At 66.8% G+C, this 15,839-nt stretch carries 18 protein-coding genes; 14 read left to right on the top strand and 4 right to left on the bottom strand.

The features are described from left to right. Positions 1–43: 43 nt before the first annotated feature. Complete coding sequence (locus tag ACZ5PP_RS18725; RefSeq protein WP_004310250.1) at positions 44–811, bottom strand: SDR family NAD(P)-dependent oxidoreductase; 768 nt, start codon at positions 809–811, stop codon at positions 44–46. 204 nt (positions 812–1,015) lie between these two features. Next, positions 1,016–1,549 carry a glycine cleavage system transcriptional repressor gene (locus ACZ5PP_RS18720; RefSeq protein WP_004310249.1) on the bottom strand — a complete coding sequence of 178 codons (534 nt, stop codon included), beginning with the start codon at positions 1,547–1,549 and terminating at the stop codon, positions 1,016–1,018. A 343-nt stretch (positions 1,550–1,892) separates the two neighbouring features. Here ACZ5PP_RS18720 and istA point away from each other — a divergent pair, with 343 nt between their 5' ends. The 14 genes from istA (at position 1,893) to ACZ5PP_RS18650 (ending at position 14,113) form a co-directional block, all read left to right on the top strand. Next, positions 1,893–3,113: an IS21 family transposase gene (gene istA / locus ACZ5PP_RS18715; protein WP_004299421.1), complete on the top strand. Its 1,221-nt coding sequence runs from the start codon at positions 1,893–1,895 to the stop codon at positions 3,111–3,113. Next, entirely contained in the window at positions 3,113–3,901 is a 789-nt protein-coding gene (gene istB, locus ACZ5PP_RS18710; protein WP_004299423.1) for an IS21-like element helper ATPase IstB, read from the top strand. Before istA ends, istB begins: the two co-directional genes overlap by 1 nt. Before the next feature lie 339 nt (positions 3,902–4,240). Next, complete coding sequence (locus ACZ5PP_RS18705; RefSeq protein ID WP_464826453.1) at positions 4,241–5,278, top strand: tyrosine-type recombinase/integrase; 1,038 nt, start codon at positions 4,241–4,243, stop codon at positions 5,276–5,278. Positions 5,279–5,328: 50 nt separating this feature from the next. Further along, complete coding sequence (gene tnpA, locus ACZ5PP_RS18700) at positions 5,329–5,646, top strand: IS66 family insertion sequence element accessory protein TnpA (RefSeq protein WP_012584785.1); 318 nt, start codon at positions 5,329–5,331, stop codon at positions 5,644–5,646. Beyond that, positions 5,646–6,005: an IS66 family insertion sequence element accessory protein TnpB gene (tnpB, locus tag ACZ5PP_RS18695; RefSeq protein WP_012584784.1), complete on the top strand. Its 360-nt coding sequence runs from the start codon at positions 5,646–5,648 to the stop codon at positions 6,003–6,005. Before tnpA ends, tnpB begins: the two co-directional genes overlap by 1 nt. Before the next feature lie 22 nt (positions 6,006–6,027). After that, positions 6,028–7,773, top strand: a complete 1,746-nt coding sequence (gene tnpC / locus ACZ5PP_RS18690; protein WP_012584783.1) for an IS66 family transposase — start codon at positions 6,028–6,030, stop codon at positions 7,771–7,773. Positions 7,774–7,831: 58 nt separating this feature from the next. Next, positions 7,832–7,996 (top strand): hypothetical protein, encoded by a 165-nt coding sequence (locus tag ACZ5PP_RS18685; protein ID WP_464826452.1) that lies wholly within the window; start codon positions 7,832–7,834, stop codon positions 7,994–7,996. A gap of 334 nt (positions 7,997–8,330) precedes the next feature. Next, the gene (locus ACZ5PP_RS18680; RefSeq protein WP_061362798.1) at positions 8,331–8,573 is read left to right on the top strand and encodes a helix-turn-helix transcriptional regulator; all 243 of its coding nucleotides are present in this window, start codon (positions 8,331–8,333) and stop codon (positions 8,571–8,573) included. A gap of 2 nt (positions 8,574–8,575) precedes the next feature. After that, on the top strand, positions 8,576–10,657 hold the full coding sequence (locus ACZ5PP_RS18675) for an AAA family ATPase (protein WP_464826451.1): 2,082 nt from the start codon (positions 8,576–8,578) through the stop codon (positions 10,655–10,657). Between the two features lie 435 nt (positions 10,658–11,092). After that, complete coding sequence (locus ACZ5PP_RS18670; RefSeq protein WP_464826450.1) at positions 11,093–11,608, top strand: hypothetical protein; 516 nt, start codon at positions 11,093–11,095, stop codon at positions 11,606–11,608. Beyond that, the gene (locus ACZ5PP_RS18665; RefSeq protein ID WP_464826449.1) at positions 11,598–11,846 is read left to right on the top strand and encodes a hypothetical protein; all 249 of its coding nucleotides are present in this window, start codon (positions 11,598–11,600) and stop codon (positions 11,844–11,846) included. Before ACZ5PP_RS18670 ends, ACZ5PP_RS18665 begins: the two co-directional genes overlap by 11 nt. A 398-nt stretch (positions 11,847–12,244) precedes the next feature. Further along, positions 12,245–12,922: a hypothetical protein gene (locus ACZ5PP_RS18660; protein WP_464826448.1), complete on the top strand. Its 678-nt coding sequence runs from the start codon at positions 12,245–12,247 to the stop codon at positions 12,920–12,922. 224 nt (positions 12,923–13,146) lie between these two features. Further along, positions 13,147–13,860 carry a hypothetical protein gene (locus tag ACZ5PP_RS18655; protein ID WP_464826447.1) on the top strand — a complete coding sequence of 238 codons (714 nt, stop codon included), beginning with the start codon at positions 13,147–13,149 and terminating at the stop codon, positions 13,858–13,860. Further along, on the top strand, positions 13,853–14,113 hold the full coding sequence (locus ACZ5PP_RS18650) for a hypothetical protein (protein WP_464826446.1): 261 nt from the start codon (positions 13,853–13,855) through the stop codon (positions 14,111–14,113). The genes ACZ5PP_RS18655 and ACZ5PP_RS18650 overlap by 8 nt, the downstream gene beginning before the upstream one ends. A gap of 98 nt (positions 14,114–14,211) precedes the next feature. On the opposite strand, the gene ACZ5PP_RS18645 is transcribed toward ACZ5PP_RS18650, so the two are convergent. Both ACZ5PP_RS18645 and ACZ5PP_RS18640 read right to left on the bottom strand, forming a co-directional pair. Beyond that, the gene (locus tag ACZ5PP_RS18645; protein ID WP_464826445.1) at positions 14,212–14,706 is read right to left on the bottom strand and encodes a hypothetical protein; all 495 of its coding nucleotides are present in this window, start codon (positions 14,704–14,706) and stop codon (positions 14,212–14,214) included. Next, positions 14,703–15,569 carry a ParA family protein gene (locus tag ACZ5PP_RS18640; RefSeq protein ID WP_464826444.1) on the bottom strand — a complete coding sequence of 289 codons (867 nt, stop codon included), beginning with the start codon at positions 15,567–15,569 and terminating at the stop codon, positions 14,703–14,705. Before ACZ5PP_RS18640 ends, ACZ5PP_RS18645 begins: the two co-directional genes overlap by 4 nt. Positions 15,570–15,839 lie beyond the last annotated feature (270 nt).

Below are 15,839 nucleotides of genomic sequence, written 5' to 3'. Positions count from 1 at the left end.
CCGCAGCATCGCCGGCAGGCGGCTGCTGCGGTGCAACGCCTTCCTACTTGGCGGCCATGCGGATCGCGCCGTCGAGGCGGATCACCTCGCCGTTCAGGTAGGCGTTCTCGACGATGTGGCGCACCAGCGCGGCGAACTCGGCGGGCTTGCCGAGACGCGAGGGGAAGGGAACCATCTTGCCGAGCGAGTCCTGCACCTCTTGCGGCATGCCCATCAACATCGGCGTCTCCATGATGCCGGGGGCAATGGCCATTACGCGGATGCCGAAGCGGGACAGCTCGCGCGCCACCGGCAGCGTGAGTCCGACCACGCCAGCCTTGGACGAGGCGTAGCCGGCCTGTCCGACCTGGCCGTCGAAGGCGGCCACCGACGCGGTATTCACGATCACGCCACGCTCGCCGCCGGCATTGGGCTCGGCCTTGCTCATGACGTCGGCGGCGAGGCGCAACATGTTGAAGGTGCCGATCAGGTTGATCGAAACGGTACGCGCGAAGCTCTCGAGCCGATGCGGCCCCTCGCGGCCCACCACCTTTTCGGCTGGCGCCACACCGGCGCAGCTGACCAGGCCATTGAGGCCTCCGAAGCGCTGCACCGCAGTATCGATCGCCGCCTTGGCGCTGTCGGCATCGGTGACGTCGGTCTGCACGAAGCAGGCCGCAGCGCCGAGCTCGGCGGCGAGCGCCTCGCCCGCCTGCGCGTTGACGTCGGCCAGCACCACGCGGCCACCGGCTTCGACCAGCATGCGCGCGCTCGCCGCGCCCAGGCCCGAGCCACCACCCGTGATCACGAATACGCCATTCTCGATCTGCATCGCCTTTCTCCTCGAAAAATCGGTGACGGCGGACGCCGTCCGCTGCAGCGCAGCACCTTAAATTACGTTGACGTAGGCGTCAATCGGATCGCCACGTCGCTGCCCCAACGTGGCGCGCGCGCAAGCGCACGCGAACACTGCGGAGCCCCGGCATGTCGAGCGGATGCGCGGCACGCGCCACGCCCCCGCGAACTCCGCGAGTCCTCAGCCGGCCGGCTCGGACACTTCCTCGAAATCGAGATCGACCATCAGCTCGTTCGCGAGCGCCTCCAGGTCGTTGCGCACCGCAGCGAGGCCGACCCCTGCCGGCACCGCCAGCTCCGCGCGCGCGCGAAAGAGCGGCTCGCCGCTCATCGAGGCACTCTCGCAAGCCGTCTCCAGCGCATCGATGCTGAGGCCGTGGCGAGCGAGCACGGCCGAAATGTCGCGCACGATGCCGGGACGATCGTGGCCGACGAGCTCGAGACGCGCCAGGCGCGCCTGCGCAGCGGCGCCCGCATCGGCCCGCACGACGGCCAGCTTGAGCCCTTCCGCAACCAGCCCGCTCAGGCCGCGCTCGAGCGCGTCGGCCGCCGCGGCATCCACTTCGAGGCGCACGACGCCGGCGAACTGCCCGGCCAGCCGGGTCAGGCGGCTCTCCATCCAGTTCGCGCCGTGGGCGCCGGCGCAGGCCGACACCGCGCTCACCAGGCCGGGACGATCGGGGCCGACCAGGGTAAGGATCAGGGAAGTCTTCATGTTCGGTCTCCGTCCGGCCCCATCAGCGGCGCTCCGCGTCCCTCGGCGCGGAATCGAGGGCGATCGCTGCAAGGCCGGAGACAATTGGAATGGGAACCGACACGATAACCCAGCGGCCTCGCAAGCGGGAGCCCGGCGGCCCGGGCAGGACGCACGCCCTCGGCGACTCGGCACATCGCTTCCGCGAGGCGCTTGCAGGACGGCTACATGTGTCAGGCGACACCGTAAATTGACCCCCTAGCGACACGAGGAACTGACCCCCTCGTTCGCGAGGAGGCCATCATTGGAAACGAAGCACATCGAGGTGAATCCTGTACGCCGTCTGGTTTGCGGAGTGCAGGAGATGTTGGAGCCGGAGGCGGTCACGACGATCGTTCGGTTGGGGCAATCGGGCTGGGGTGCGAAGCGGATTGCGAAGGCGCTGGGCATCGCGCGCAACACGGTGCGGCGGTATCTGAACGCGGGCGGGCCGGTGGCGTACCGGCAGCCGCAGCGTGCCAGCGTGCTGGGCGGTCACGACGCATGGCTGCGGGAGCGTTTCCTGCAGCACCGGGGCAACTGCGACGTGGTGCGTCAGCAGTTGAGCAAGGAATTGGGGATCGAGACGAGCCTGCGCACGGTCGAGCGCGCGTGTCGAGGGTTCCGCCAGGAACTGGAGGCGAGTCGCCGTGCGACGATCCGCTTCGAGACCGGACCGGGCGAACAGATGCAGATCGACTTCGGCCAGACACGTGTGCTGATCGGCGGCGAGTCGGTGCGAGTGTTCCTGTTCGTGGCGACGCTGGGCTATTCGCGCCGGGGGTTTGCCTGTGCGTTCCGGCACGAGCGCCAGAGTGCGTGGTTCGCTGGGATCGAGGCGGCGTTTGTCCACTTCGGCGGACGGCCGCAGACGCTGCTCATCGACAACGCCAAGGCGCTGGTCGACAAACACGACACGCAGACGCGCCAGGTCCGACTCAACAGCCGCTTCGAGGCGTTCTGCCGGCACTGGGATATCCGTGCCAAGGCGTGCGCGCCGTTTCGCGCGCGCACCAAGGGCAAGACCGAGAACGGCGTGGGCTACGTGAAGAAGAACGCCATCGCCGGCCATGCTTTCGAGAGCTGGACGGCGATGGAGGCGCACCTGGCGCGCTGGCAGCGCGAGGTGGCCGATGTGCGCATCCACGGTACGACCGGTGTCACGCCCGCTGAGCGCTTCGACTTGGAGCGTGAACACCTGCGCCCGGTTGCCGGGATCGCCCCCTTCCTGCAGGTGCGCGAGCTCGTGCGCCGAGTCAATGCGGAGGGCTGCATCGAGCTCGACACCAACGCCTACAGCGTGCCGTGGCGGCTGATTGGCGAGACGGTGACGGTCGTGGTCAGCGCCGACACCGTGGTGGTCGAGTACGCAGGCGAGGAAGTCGCCCGCCATGCGGAGCTCGCCGGCAGTCGCGGTCGCAGCATCGAGCGCAGCCACCTGCTGGGTGGGTCGCTGCCGCCGGCCCAGATCGAGGCGCCGCCGCCCACCGATGCGCTGCTGCGTCCGCTGGCCGAGTACGAAGCGCTCGTCGGAGGAGGCTGGTGATGATCGATGCCGACCGACTCGACGAACTGCTCACCCGGCTGCGGCTCACGGCGATCCGCGACCAGCTCGACAGCCTGCTCGACGAAGCCAGCCGGGCGCAGATGACACTGCGCGAAGCGCTGCTCTTCCTGGCCGAGCGCGAGGTCGCCCGGCGCGACACCCGACGCATCCAGATGGGCATGAAGCTCGCCCGCTTCCCGTGCGTGCGCACGCTCGAAGGCTTCGACTTCGACGCGCAGCCCTCGATCGATCCAGGGCAGATCCGGGATCTGTCCTCCGGTCGCTGGATCGGGCACGGTCAGGCCCTGCTGCTGCTCGGTCCGCCGGGCGTAGGCAAGACGCACCTGGCGGTCGCCCTCGGGCGCGAAGCGGTGGATCGCGGCTACACGGTGCTCTTCACCTCGGCAGCGGCGCTGATGGCCGGGCTCACGAAGGCGCACGCCGACGGACGGCTCGAGGAGAAGCTGCTGCAGCTCTCCAAGCCCAAGCTGCTGATCATCGATGAGCTGGGCTACCTGCCGCTCGAGCCGGCCGCTGCGCACCTGTTCTTCCAGCTGGTGTCGCGACGCTACGAGCGGGCCAGCATGCTGATCACCAGCAACCGGCCCGTTGGCGAGTGGGGGCAGGTGTTCGGCGACGCGGTGGCCGCTACCGCCATCCTCGACCGACTGCTGCACCACAGCCAGGTCATCACGATCCGGGGCGACAGCTACCGGCTGCGCGACAAGCGCCGCAGCGGCCTTCTGCAGAAGGCCGCTGCCCCCACCCCGATCACGTCGGAGAGTTGATTAACCCAGGGGGTCAATTCCAGATGTCGTCAGGGGGTTAAATCTTCGTGTCGCTTGACAACATGCCAGCTGAAAAGCAAAAAGGGCGACCCCGAAGGACCGCCCTGAGTGCTTGAAACCATTGGTGCCGGAGAAGAGACTCGAACTCCCGACCTTCGCATTACGAATCAGCACGCGCACATGATGCCATGATTTGAAATCAGATGGTTCAGGGGCGCTTACAACAAGGGAAATACACGACTTAATGGCTCTACAGGGGCAGAAACGGCGTGACTGAACACAGCACGTTGTGGCGCAAAACCGTGTTCGCGCCGTGGCCCCGTCACCTGGAGCCAACACATGAAGTCGAAGATCACCCAGGCGCTCGTCGAGCGCGGCCCTACACCTGAGCGCGGCAAGTCGGTACTTCACGCCGACACCGAGATGCGCGGGTTCTACCTGATCGTCACCCCCACGAAGCGCAGCTTCTACGTTCAGTCCCTCGTCAACGGGAAGCAGGTCCGCACGAAGCTGGGCGACCACCCATCGATGGACGCCAAACAGGCGCGCGACCTCGCCCGCAAGACGCTGGTCGAGATGCGCGGCGGCGCTAACCCGAACGAGGAGCGCCGCAAGGCCAAGGCGCGCGGCATCACCCTGCGCGACGCGCTCGACCTGCACCTAGGCGCCAAGCCGCTGTCCCCTCGGACCAAGGAGGACTACCGCTACTGCTGCGATCAGTACCTGCCCGATTGGCTCGACAAGGCACTGGCCGAGCTCGGCACGGACCGCGCGGGCATGCGCGAGCGCCACCGCAGGATCACAGAGAAGCACGGGGCATCGACCGCAGACACCGTCTTCCGCATCTTCAGGGCGGTTTATAACCGCGGCCTGCGGGAGCATCCCGAGTTGCCCGCGAACCCGAGCGCCAACGTCGATTACCACGGCCTCCGTCGGCGCAAGGTGGATTCCAACGCCGACAAGCTGAGGGCATGGGGCAAGGCGGTGCTCGACCTGCACCCCGTGCGGCGCGACCTGCACCTGTTCATGATCCTGACGGGCATGCGGCGCACGTCGGCCTGCGAGGCGCGCATCGGCGACCTTGACCTTGGCACGAAGCGCCTGCACGTCCCCAAGCCGAAGGGTGGCGCACAGCGCGCCTTCGACCTCCCGCTCTCAGGGCCACTCGCGGACCTGCTCGGCCACCGGCAGAGCGAGTCGCCCCGCCTGCACCGCAAGAGCCCTTGGCTGTTCCCCGCCGACTCGAAGTCGGGCCACGTCGCCGAGGTCGCGCAATGGGAGCTCGATGGCCTGACGGGCCACGCCTTGCGGCACACCTACGCCACGTTGGCATTGCAGGCGGGCGGTAAGCGCTCCACGAACCCCATCCTTACGTAGCCCCCGTTGAGCCCTCATGCTTCGGCTTCCGTTTTTCGGGGAGCACGAGCATGTCGGAGCGCAGTACGTTCTGGTTGTCGCACCTGTCGGCAATCGAAGCCGAGGGCATCACCACGAAGGCGTACGCCGAGCGCGAGGGGCTGTCGCCGCAGGCGCTCTACCAGTGGCGCAAGCGCCTGGTGGCCGGTGGCCGTCGTAGCCGCGCCAAGCTTGGCGGATTCGTCCCGATCCAGATCGAACCCTCGATGACGCCCCGCGCGGGCTGCACGGTGGTGATCGACGCGCAGTTGCGGCTCGAATGCGCGATGCTGCCCGGCGTCGACTGGCTGGCCGCGCTGTCGGTGGCCCTTGCCGAGCGGGGGCGCTGATGCACCCGGGGCATTCGATCGGTGCGGTGTATCTGTACCGGCCGGCGATCGACTTTCGCAAATCCATCGGCGGACTGTCGGCACTGGTCGAGCAGGAGCTGGGGCTGAACCCGTTCGGCGACGCACTGTACCTGTTCATCAACCGTCGCCGCGACAAGCTCAAGGCGCTGTACTGGCACCGCAACGGCTTTTGCCTCTGGTACAAGCGGCTCGAAGCCGAGCGCTTCGCCTGGCCGGCGGCCGAGGCGGGCGAGCCCACCTGCGTACTGACGATGAAGGAGCTCGAATGGCTGCTTGAGGGCTTCGATCTGTGGGCGGCAAGGCCGCATAAAACGCTGCAATACCAATCAGTTACGTAGCGTGATCGGGTATAATTCCGGCATGCCGCAACGTACCGCCGCCCCTCGCTCGAACCCTTCCGTTGGCGTGTGCGCATCCGTCCTGGCCGAGCTGTTGCCCGACGATCCAGCAACGCTCAAAGCCTTGTTGCTGGCACAGCAGCGTGCCTTCGAGACGCGTGAAGCCGAACGGCAGGCAGCCTTCGAGGCCCGTGAGGCCGCACTCCAGAAAGTCTTCGATGCGCGGGAGGCTGAACGCCAAAGAGCCTTCGATGCGCGGGAGGCTGAACTGCAAAAGGCCTTCGAGGCACGCATCCTCGAGCTCTACGAGCAGCTTCGCCTGGCGCGTCGGCGCATGTTCGGGCCCAGCAGCGAATCGCACGCGGGCCAGGCCTGGCTCTTCGACGAGGCCGAGGCGCTGGCCGAGTCCGCACCCGAGGCGCTCGACACCGCAACCTTGCCGCCGCCGGCCACCGAGACGACGGGTGAGGCGTCCGCCGACACCGGCAAGAAGAAGGCGCGTGGTAAGCGCAAGCCCTTGCCCATCGAGCTGCCGCGCATCGACGTCGTCCATGACGTCCCCGAGGCCGAGCGCACCTGCGCCTGCGGCACGCCCATGGTCGAGATCGGCCAGGACGTCAGCGAACAGCTCGACATCGTCCCGATGCAGGTGCGTGTGCTGCGCCATATCCGCAAGCGCTACGGCTGCCCCGAGGGCGACCAGGCGCCGGTCACCGCCCGCGCCCCGGCGCAGGTGCTGCCCAAGAGCAACGCCAGCAACGACCTGCTGGCCTTGCTGATCGTCATCAAGTACGTCGATGGGCTGCCGCTGGCGCGTTTCGAGTACGTGCTCGCTCGCGCAGGCGTGCTTGTGCCGCGCCAGACCCTGGCGCGCTGGGTGATCGGTACCGCCCAGGCGCTGCAGCCGCTCGCCAACCTGATGCGCGACGTGCTGCTCGGGCACGACGTCATCCACATGGACGAAACCCCGGTGCAGGTGCTCAAGGAGCCTGGCCGGGCAGCCACGAGCAAGAGCCAGATGTGGGTGCAGCGCGGCGGACCGCCGGGCAAGCCGGTGGTCCTCTTCGAGTACGATCCGAGCCGCGCGCAGGCGGTGCCCTTACGCCTGCTCGAAGGCTGGAAGGGGCATCTGATGGCCGACGGGCTCGAGAGCTACGGCGCAATTGCCTTCACCGAAGGGGTGACCCGGCTCGGTTGCTGGGTGCACGCGCGACGTCGTTTCGTCGATGCCAGCAAGGTGCTGCCTGCCGGCAAGCGCGGCCGCGCCCACGAAGCGCTGGCCCTGATCGGCAAGCTCTACGCCATCGAGAAGGACGCGCGCGAACTGAACGACGCCCAGCGCCTGGCGCTACGCCAGAGCAGAAGCCGCGCCGTCATCGACGAACTGCGCCGTTGGCTCGACCAAGTGCTCCCCACCGTGCCGCCCACCTCGGTGCTCGGGGGTGCCCTGGGCTACCTGCATCGGCAGTGGCCGCGTCTGACGCGCTACCTCGAGCGCGGCGATCTGCCGATCGACAACAACCCCGCCGAAAACGCCATCCGTCCCTTCGTGGTCGGGAGAAAGGCATGGCTCTTCTCGGACACTCAGGCCGGTGCGCGTGCCAGCGCACTCCTCTACTCGCTGGTCGAAACCGCCAAGGCCAACGGCTTCGAGCCGTATCTGTGGCTGCGCCACGTGCTGCGCGCCTTGCCCACCGCGACCAACGTCGAACATTTCGAGGCCCTCCTGCCCTGGAATCTCAAGGCTGAGCAGTTGATCACGGCGTAAAGAGCCCGGGAAGGATGGGGTTCGTGGAGCGCTTACGGCGGGCGTGCCCATCGCAGAGTTGAAGTTCCTGCTGAACCACGCGGCGGGCAACGTGACGATGGGATACCTGAACCCGAGCCTCGACCACCTGCGCGGCTACCAAGAGCGGGCAAGCGCCTACGTGCTCGATGCGCTGGGCCTGCAATGGACGGAAGGCGAGTGGCCGCCGAGGCCCAAGGAATAGCCGCACGGTCTCACCAGGCGGCCCGTGGCGAGCCCGGAGCGCGTCGGCCTGATACCGAGCCACCCGGACCCATTCGGCGCGACCTGGACTCGCCTGGGCGACCGGCACAATGTTGGTGTCGTTGCGAGCCGGCGCATGGCACTATATGAATCAACCGGCCCAGCAACTGGGCCGAGGATCGCCAGCAACGGCGGTCAAAAGTGCTTTCGGTGGCAAGAACAGCCGAGGCCCGCCCGATGACAAGGGAAGCACGGGTCCGATCCGCGGCGAAAGGCTGCGGATGTCCTCGTGGTGGCGCGTTGCCCCACGGGGAATCGCTGATCGGAGCCCCACCATGGCAACCTACTACCAGTACACCCCCGGCCAACTGAACGCCGACGAGCTCGCCAAGCTCCACGCCCTGCCCGACGACGCGCTCCTCACCGCCCAAGAGGCGGCCGAGGTTCTGCGTATCAAGTACACGACCCTAGCCTGGTATCGCTGCAACGGCGGCGGACCCGCGTTCGTTCGCGTCGGCCCCAAAGTCATCCGCTACCGCATGGGTGACCTCCGTGCCTACGTGACGACGGGAGGCTGAGCATGAGCGCGAAAAAGAAAACGCCCACGGGGGACGAGTCCGCGGGCGCTAAGGTCGATCAAGCAGAGGGCGCGAGCATGCAACAGCTCACGGGATCAAATCATGTCGGAGCCCGCCGCGCGCTCGAACCATCGTTCGCCGAAATGGCCCGCTACCGCGAGGCCGGGTTCGACCTGATCCCGCTGCACGCATGGCACAAGAAGGACCAACGCGGCCGGGATCGCGGCAAGTCGCCCATCGATCCGACGTGGCAGCGCCGCGCCTACTCCGCCGACTCCGTGCTCGAACGCGCCCGTCACGGCGGCCTGAACGTCGGGTTCCGCATCCCGGCCGACGTGGTCGTGCTGGACGTCGATCCGCGCAACTTCCCCGATGGACGCGACAGCCTCGCCGAGGTGACGGCCGCGCTGGGCATCGACACCTCGGTCGCCCCGCACGTCGTGACAGGCAGCGGGGGGCACCACTTCTACTTCCGCAAGCCTGCCGACGCGCAGACGCTCGAAAGCCTGGAGCAGTTCCCCGGCATCGAGTTCAAGACGCTCGGCCGGCAGGTGGTCGCGGCCGGCTCCGTCCACCCGTGCGGCGGCGTGTACCGCTGGGACGACTTCTCGTCCGACTTCGCGGACATGCCCGACCTGCCGGCGACGGCGCTTGATGCCGTGCGCCGCCCCGTCCGCGAACACCTGGGACGCGAGGCAGGCGAACTCACGCCGCGCCAACTTGAGGGTGCGCTCGAATGGCTCGCCCCCGAAGACTTCCGGGACCACGACGGGGAGTGGCTGCCGCTGATGATGGCCTGCCACCACGCCACCAACGGCGAGGGGCGGCAGGAGTTCATCGACTGGTCCACGCAGGACGCGAAGTACGCCGACGACGCTTGGGTCATCGGCAATCGGTGGGACTCGCTGCACGCCCGCGCTCCGCGCGGCGAGCCCGTGACCGCGCGGCTGCTGCACAAGCTGGTCCATGAGGCCGGCGGGCAAGTCCCGAACCCCGACCCCGAGGACGACTTCGACGTGTGGGACGGCTCCGACGAGCCGCCGCAGAGGCAGACCCGCTGGCACTTCCTGACCATCGACGAGCTGGAGGCGCTGCCGCCGCCGAAGTGGCTGATCCCCGGCGTGCTCACCGAGGGCAGTCTCGCGGCGATCTACGGAGCCCCGGAGTCGGGCAAGTCGTTCCTCGCGGTGGACATGTCGATGGCCGTGGCCGGGGGCATGGACTGGCACGGGCGCGCCGTCGAGCGGGGAGCGGTTCTCTACATCGCGGCGGAGGGCGCGCCGGGCCTCGGCAAGCGGGTCCGCGCCTGGAAGATGAGCCGGAACGCTCAGGGGCAAGCCTTCGACTTCCGCCTCATGCGCGACGAACTCAACCTCGCCGCCGAGAAGGACGGGGCCGTGCGCGCCTTCGTGAAGACGGTGGCCGACGAGCTGGGCCCGCTGAAGCTGATCGTCATCGACACCCTGAACCAGACGGCAGCGGGCGCAGACGAGAACTCGGCGAAGGACATGAGCCGCTACATCGCCAGCATGAAGCGGCTGCGCGACACGACCGGCGCGGCCGTCGTGGTCGTGCACCACTCGGGCAAGGACGCGAGCAAGGGCATGCGCGGCAGCACCGCGCTACTGGGCGCGATGGACACCACCGTCGAGGTGGAGCGCGACAAGGACAGGCGCTCCATCAGGGTTGCCGTGCAGAAGCAGAAGGACGCCGAGCGCGAGGGGCCGATGCACTTCAACCTGGAGAAGGTGGCGGACTCCCTGGTGCTCAGGCCGACCGTGATGGCCGACGCAGCCTCCGACTTCGCGGATGAGGCGACGCCGAATGATGGACTTCTCGCCCTGGCCTGCGAGTTGGGCGCGACGGCCGGCACGCTCAAGGCAGCCGACCTCACGGATGCCGCAATCAAGCGCTTGGGCTTGAGCAAGAGCTCGGCTCAGCGCGCGGTGGCAGACAAGGTGCCCGAGGGACGCATCGACGCCGTGCGGGCAGCATGGGACGGTCGCCACTTCTGGCTTTGGTGCGAGCGCGTCGGCAAGCACTCGACGGCGCCGAAGGTGGTGCGCGTGGAGGCAGCCGTATGACGACCCCGCGAAGTCTCCTGAAGTCTGATTTTGGAGTCTCAAGACTTCGGAGACTTCAGCGTCGGCGCGAAGTCTGAAGTCTGTTCCGAATCAACAGCTTATGCGACCACTCAGCGCTGAGACTTCGGTCGAGATTTCGACCACGGCAGACGAGACTTCACAGCTTTCACTTTCTTAGAAAGTGAAAGCGAAGTCTGCCCGGAGTCTGTCTTTGAATAACCTCATCAAAAAGGGAATCGCGGTGGTCGAACGCGCCTGACCTGCTGCGCCGAGATCTTCGCGCGCGAGGCCAACGATCCGGGCCGCCTCACCCCCTGATCGTCGATTCGAGGGCCAAGACCCTCCAAGCCGTTGATGCGCTTGAAAGAACGATGGCGTGCCTGCGCGCATAAGCACGACACGATAACTCCGTAAGCCATTTTTCGGAGAACAGACGTGAGCCGCCCATCGATCCCCAACACCTTCACGCCAGAGAGGAAGGCGATCTTCCTTGCTGTGCTGGAAGACACGGCGAGCCCCAAGGCGGCGGCAGCCGCTGCGGGGATCGTGCGTTCGACGGCCTTCTATCACAACGCCAACGACCTGGAGTTCCGCTCGCAGTGGGAAGCCGCTGTCGAAGTGGCGCTCGACAGCCTGCTCGAAGAAGCCTATCGGCGCGCTGCGGTCGGCGTGGATGAACCCGTCATCCATCAGGGCCGCGTCTCAACCGTGACCGACCCCAAGACCGGCGACGAGCGCCCGCTGACGGTGCGCAAGTACAGCGACAGGCTGATGGAGGTCCTGCTCAAGTGGCGCTACGGCGACCAGATGGCGGATCGCCTGCGGGTCAAGGTGGACTCCACGGGCCTCGACGCTGAAGCGCTGCTGCGCATGTCGGCCGACGAGCGCAAGGCGCTGACGGGGCTGCTCTCCAAGTACCACGCGAACAAGGAGCAAGACGATGACGAGTGAGAAACTGACCGTGGCCGAGGCCCTGCAACGTGCCGAGCAGATCGACCGCAACCTCGACGCATTCGACGAGACGGCGCCGCAGACGGTCGCCGCGATGGGCGGGCGCGACGCCCTGGCCCGTAGCTGCGAGATGACCTGCGTCGGCCCGATCCCGCGCATCGACGCGGACACCTGGGCCGCCATGTCCGACGAGTACGAGGCGGGCCGCGCCAATGGCAGCGTCAACCGCGGGGACTAACGGGCTCGCTACGCCGGTCGAGGTCGATGGGGTGCGCTACCCCAGCGCCCGGCAGGCGGCGGAGGCGCTGGGGCTCCCGGTATCGACGGTGCAGAGGCGCGCCCCCCTGGACCACTGGCCCACATACCGATGGCTCGGCGCGACGCCCGGCCCTCGCAGGGTCAGGACCCCGGAGGACTGCGACGTGGCGAAGCCGCTGATCGAGCCGGCGCTATGGGCCTTCGACGGCGACCTCGCTCGCAGGGCATCCGTGATGGACCCCAACGAGGAACCGCCGAAGGTCGTGCGCCGGCTCGGCTACGTCAGGTGCATGTCGTGCGGGAGGCCGCACTTCAGCCCCGACGTCGTCCGCGCCCGCATGTGCTCGACCTGCGGAGGCGCCGGAGGGTGGCCCGTCGGTGCAGACCCAGAACAGAACACCTGACACGCGAACAGAGGGCGCGACGCCCGAAGTCGTTGATCCACATGGAGCCGCGACGGCTCGCGCGGACAACGAAGCACGACAGGATAAGGGCATCAATGAAATGGAGATGCCCGAGATGACGATGACTATGCGGGAGAGTGCCACGCGCCACATGGCTGCTGGCGTGATGGACCTTGACGAGCTATCGAGGCTGATAGAGAGGGACACAGGTAGGGCGCCGAACCGCAAGGCGCTTTCAAGCTATTGCTCTCGCTTTCGCCGGCACGGTGAAGCGTGGGTTGAGGCTGATCGAGCGCTGACCAATGAGGCTAGCAAGCGCTGGCGAGAAGCGTATCCGCCCAGAAGCCTGCTCCGTCAATGCCGAGCCTCCGCTAAGGCGCGCGGTCATGAGTGCACCATCACCGAAGCAGACATCGTGCAGATGCTCGCCCCGATGACATGCAGCGCTACCGGCCTGCCGCTGACATGGGAGCACGACGGCTCGACCAAATACCGACCTTGGGCGCCGAGCGTTGACCGCATCGACGGCTCGAAAGGCTACGTGCTGGGCAACGTGAGGGTAGTCTGCCTGCTGTACAACCAAATGCGCTCCAACCACCGCGACGAGGACCTCCTCAAGGTCGTCAAGGCGCTGGCCGCACGCGCCCCCTGATTTGTTGTCGGCGGGTCGCCGCCGCTAAGCCCATGATCCACATGGCGGCGTGACCGCTCGGCCCCGAGCGGGACACGGCATGGCAAACGTTGGTGTCCCTCGCGCTACCCGCGCGACACGATCAGAGTCATTCCGGTCGCCGATGGCGCGCGACCCGCATCAAGGCTTGGTGCATGCGCTCGAAGGCGGCCGGAGGACCCACAACCTCATAGGAGCCACGAGCCATGCCCGCACTGTCGAACACCCCCCTCCTTACCGCCGCCGAAATAGGGGCGCTCGCGTCCAGCCTTGACGCACTCCACACGAAGACCCTGAAGGTCATCGAGCGTCTGAACCAGGACGTCGCCGAGCGGAAGCGCCAGATCGCATCCCGCTGGAAGGCGGCCCCCGGCCTGAGCGCGGGCGACCTCGCGCGCTTCGCCGAGCAGGAGACCCTCGCTAGCGTGCGGCAGATCAAGGACAACGCCGAGGCCGAGCTCGACAAGCTCATCAAGGACGCAGGCGCCCCGCACGCGCAGCTCATCGACCAGCGCCAGTTCTACGACAGCCCCGCGAAGGTGTTGTCCCGCGCCGCCCTCGGTGACCCCAAGAGGACCGAGTATCTCCAGCAGCTCCAGCACGCGGGCCCCGCCGAGCTGGCGAGCATGGCGCAGGTGGCGGTGTCCACCCAGAACGTGCCGCTCGCCGCCGCCGTGCTGAGCCTCCTGGACCGCATGCCGACCAAGGATCGCCCCCACGGCCCGGCCGAGTTCGCCCTCGCTATGCAGATGCCGGACTACCTGAAGGTGAACGAGTTCATCAAGCTCGGGGACCTTCGCCTGCAGGGCATCCTCGTCTCCATCCGCACCTTCCGCTCCGGCAAGAGCAACCCGCTCAACACGGTGGCCCTGGGCCTCCGTGAGAAGGCGATCGACCGCGGGGTGATCGGCGATGACTAAGCAGCCCACCTACGAGGCGCGCCACCCGGTCGCGGTCGCGCTCGCCGGGTTGGCGGTTGCGCTCCGCACCGGGGCTGACATCCTCGACGTGCTGGCCGAGCAGGCCCGCAGCGTCGGGGTTGAGCCCTGGTCCCCGGACTTCGACGACGCGGCGCGGCTCCTCGGCTACCACTACTCCCGCGCGTGGGACGCCTACGTCTCCCGCGAGGACCTCGCCGTGGCCGAGCGCCACCCGTTCGCACACATGCACTAGGTTTGGTGCCAACGGCCGGGGTCGGAACAGAGGCCGAAATTGCCCCGGCCGTGTCTTCAAGGGCCGTCCCACAAGGACGGCCCTTCTTTTTCATGAGGTTACGATGGCTCGCCGTCTGATCTGGTATCAGGGGGTGGCGTTTCGTTTGCCTCCGTGGCTGGAGGTGGCGACTCGTCTGCGGGCTTACGGAAGGCGTTGCCCTTGTGCGCCCTCGCGACCGACATCTCCACGATCCTGTCGATAACACGCTCCGGTGTATTCCACTTCATCACAAGTCGGCCTGGGTCCATGCCGTACTCGGCGACGATGTCACGCAGTTGTTCCAGCGACAGCTTTTCCAGAGCACTTCGCAGGGTCGGTTCGCCGTCTCGTACGACCTGGACGGGATCGAGTGCGGCCGGAGCTCGCCGATTCTTCCCGCGCTTCGCCTCGCCATCGTCCGCCGTACCGAGGGCTTCCGCTTTGGGCGGCTTGCGCTTGCCCTGTGTCGAGGAGCCGAGGGCGTCGTTGAGCGCAGCCTCGAAGTCAGGGTTGCGCTCTGCCTCCTCGATTACCGCCCGCATCAGGCGGCTGAGTGTGTTCCGCAGGCTCACAATTCGCCCTCCAGGTCGTCCCAAATTTCCTTCGCCAGCTCGATGTAGGTCGAGGTGAGTCCGTTGGGGTCGGAGCCATACTTCTGCCGCAGCGTCCGTTTGTGCGCCGTGTGCTCCGCTGCCGCCGATGCCGTGTTGGTCTGCTTGACCTTCGTGCCGTACACGTCGGGGAAGTTCGCGTCGGTCTGAAGCTGCCTCAGCACGGTGTTGTGCACCGTCGAATTGGCCTGGTACTTCGTGATGACGATGCCCAGCGGGTCAATGTTCTCTCCGATGGCCTGCGCGAACTCACCTACGCGGGTCACGATCTGAGGGATGCCATAGGTCGAGAGATGGTCGGGGATGGTGGGGATGATGTAGGCGTCTGACAGGCGCAGACCGTTCAGCGTGACGATTCCCAAGTTCGGAGGGCAGTCGATGATGACAATGTCGTAGTCATCCAGCTTGGACTTGACTGCCCGCCAGAGGAGCTCCACCGGGTTCACTGCGTAGAACTTCCCCGACGGCGCGGATGCGAGTTGGTCCTGCACGTCGATCAGGTCGAGGCTCGACGGCAGCAGGTCGATGGTCCTGGCTTCCTGGACGTCGCCCACTCGTTTCTGGAGCGTGGCGTTGAGGTCGAACTTCTTCACGTCGGGGTTCATGGCGTCCTTGAACAACTGGGCCAGCGTGTGCCCCTGGTTGTTCAACTCAAGCCACTTGTCCTCCCCGAGCAGCATGATCGTTGCGTTGGTCTGAGGGTCCAGGTCGATGACCAGGACCTTCTTTCGCATCTCCGCCGAGAAGACCTCGGCCAGCGCCACAGACGTGGTTGTCTTCGCGACACCACCCTTCAAATTGATCGTCGAAATTACATGAGTCATTGGAGTGTTCCTTTTGTTCCTTTTTAGCCAAGACCGAATCTGCGAGCGCCGGAAGATCGGCCCGGAGGCTAGCTCCGTAACCGGGCTGGGGAAGTCAGCCGCACGCACGCGCCAATTGGCAACGGCTTGACGGGACACCCCAGCCATCTCGGCAATCTCACCTATCCCCACAAGTTCATCGCTCTGCTGAGCCATACCCACCTTCCTGTGAACATCATTCACAATGCCAGTGTACAACGTACACAGACATAGTCAAGGGTGGGCTCCCAA

It is taken from the genome of Thauera sp. DNT-1 (genome assembly GCF_055393985.1).
The sequence above is the reverse complement of the archived record's forward strand: the minus strand, read 5'-3'. Positions and strand labels throughout refer to the sequence as shown.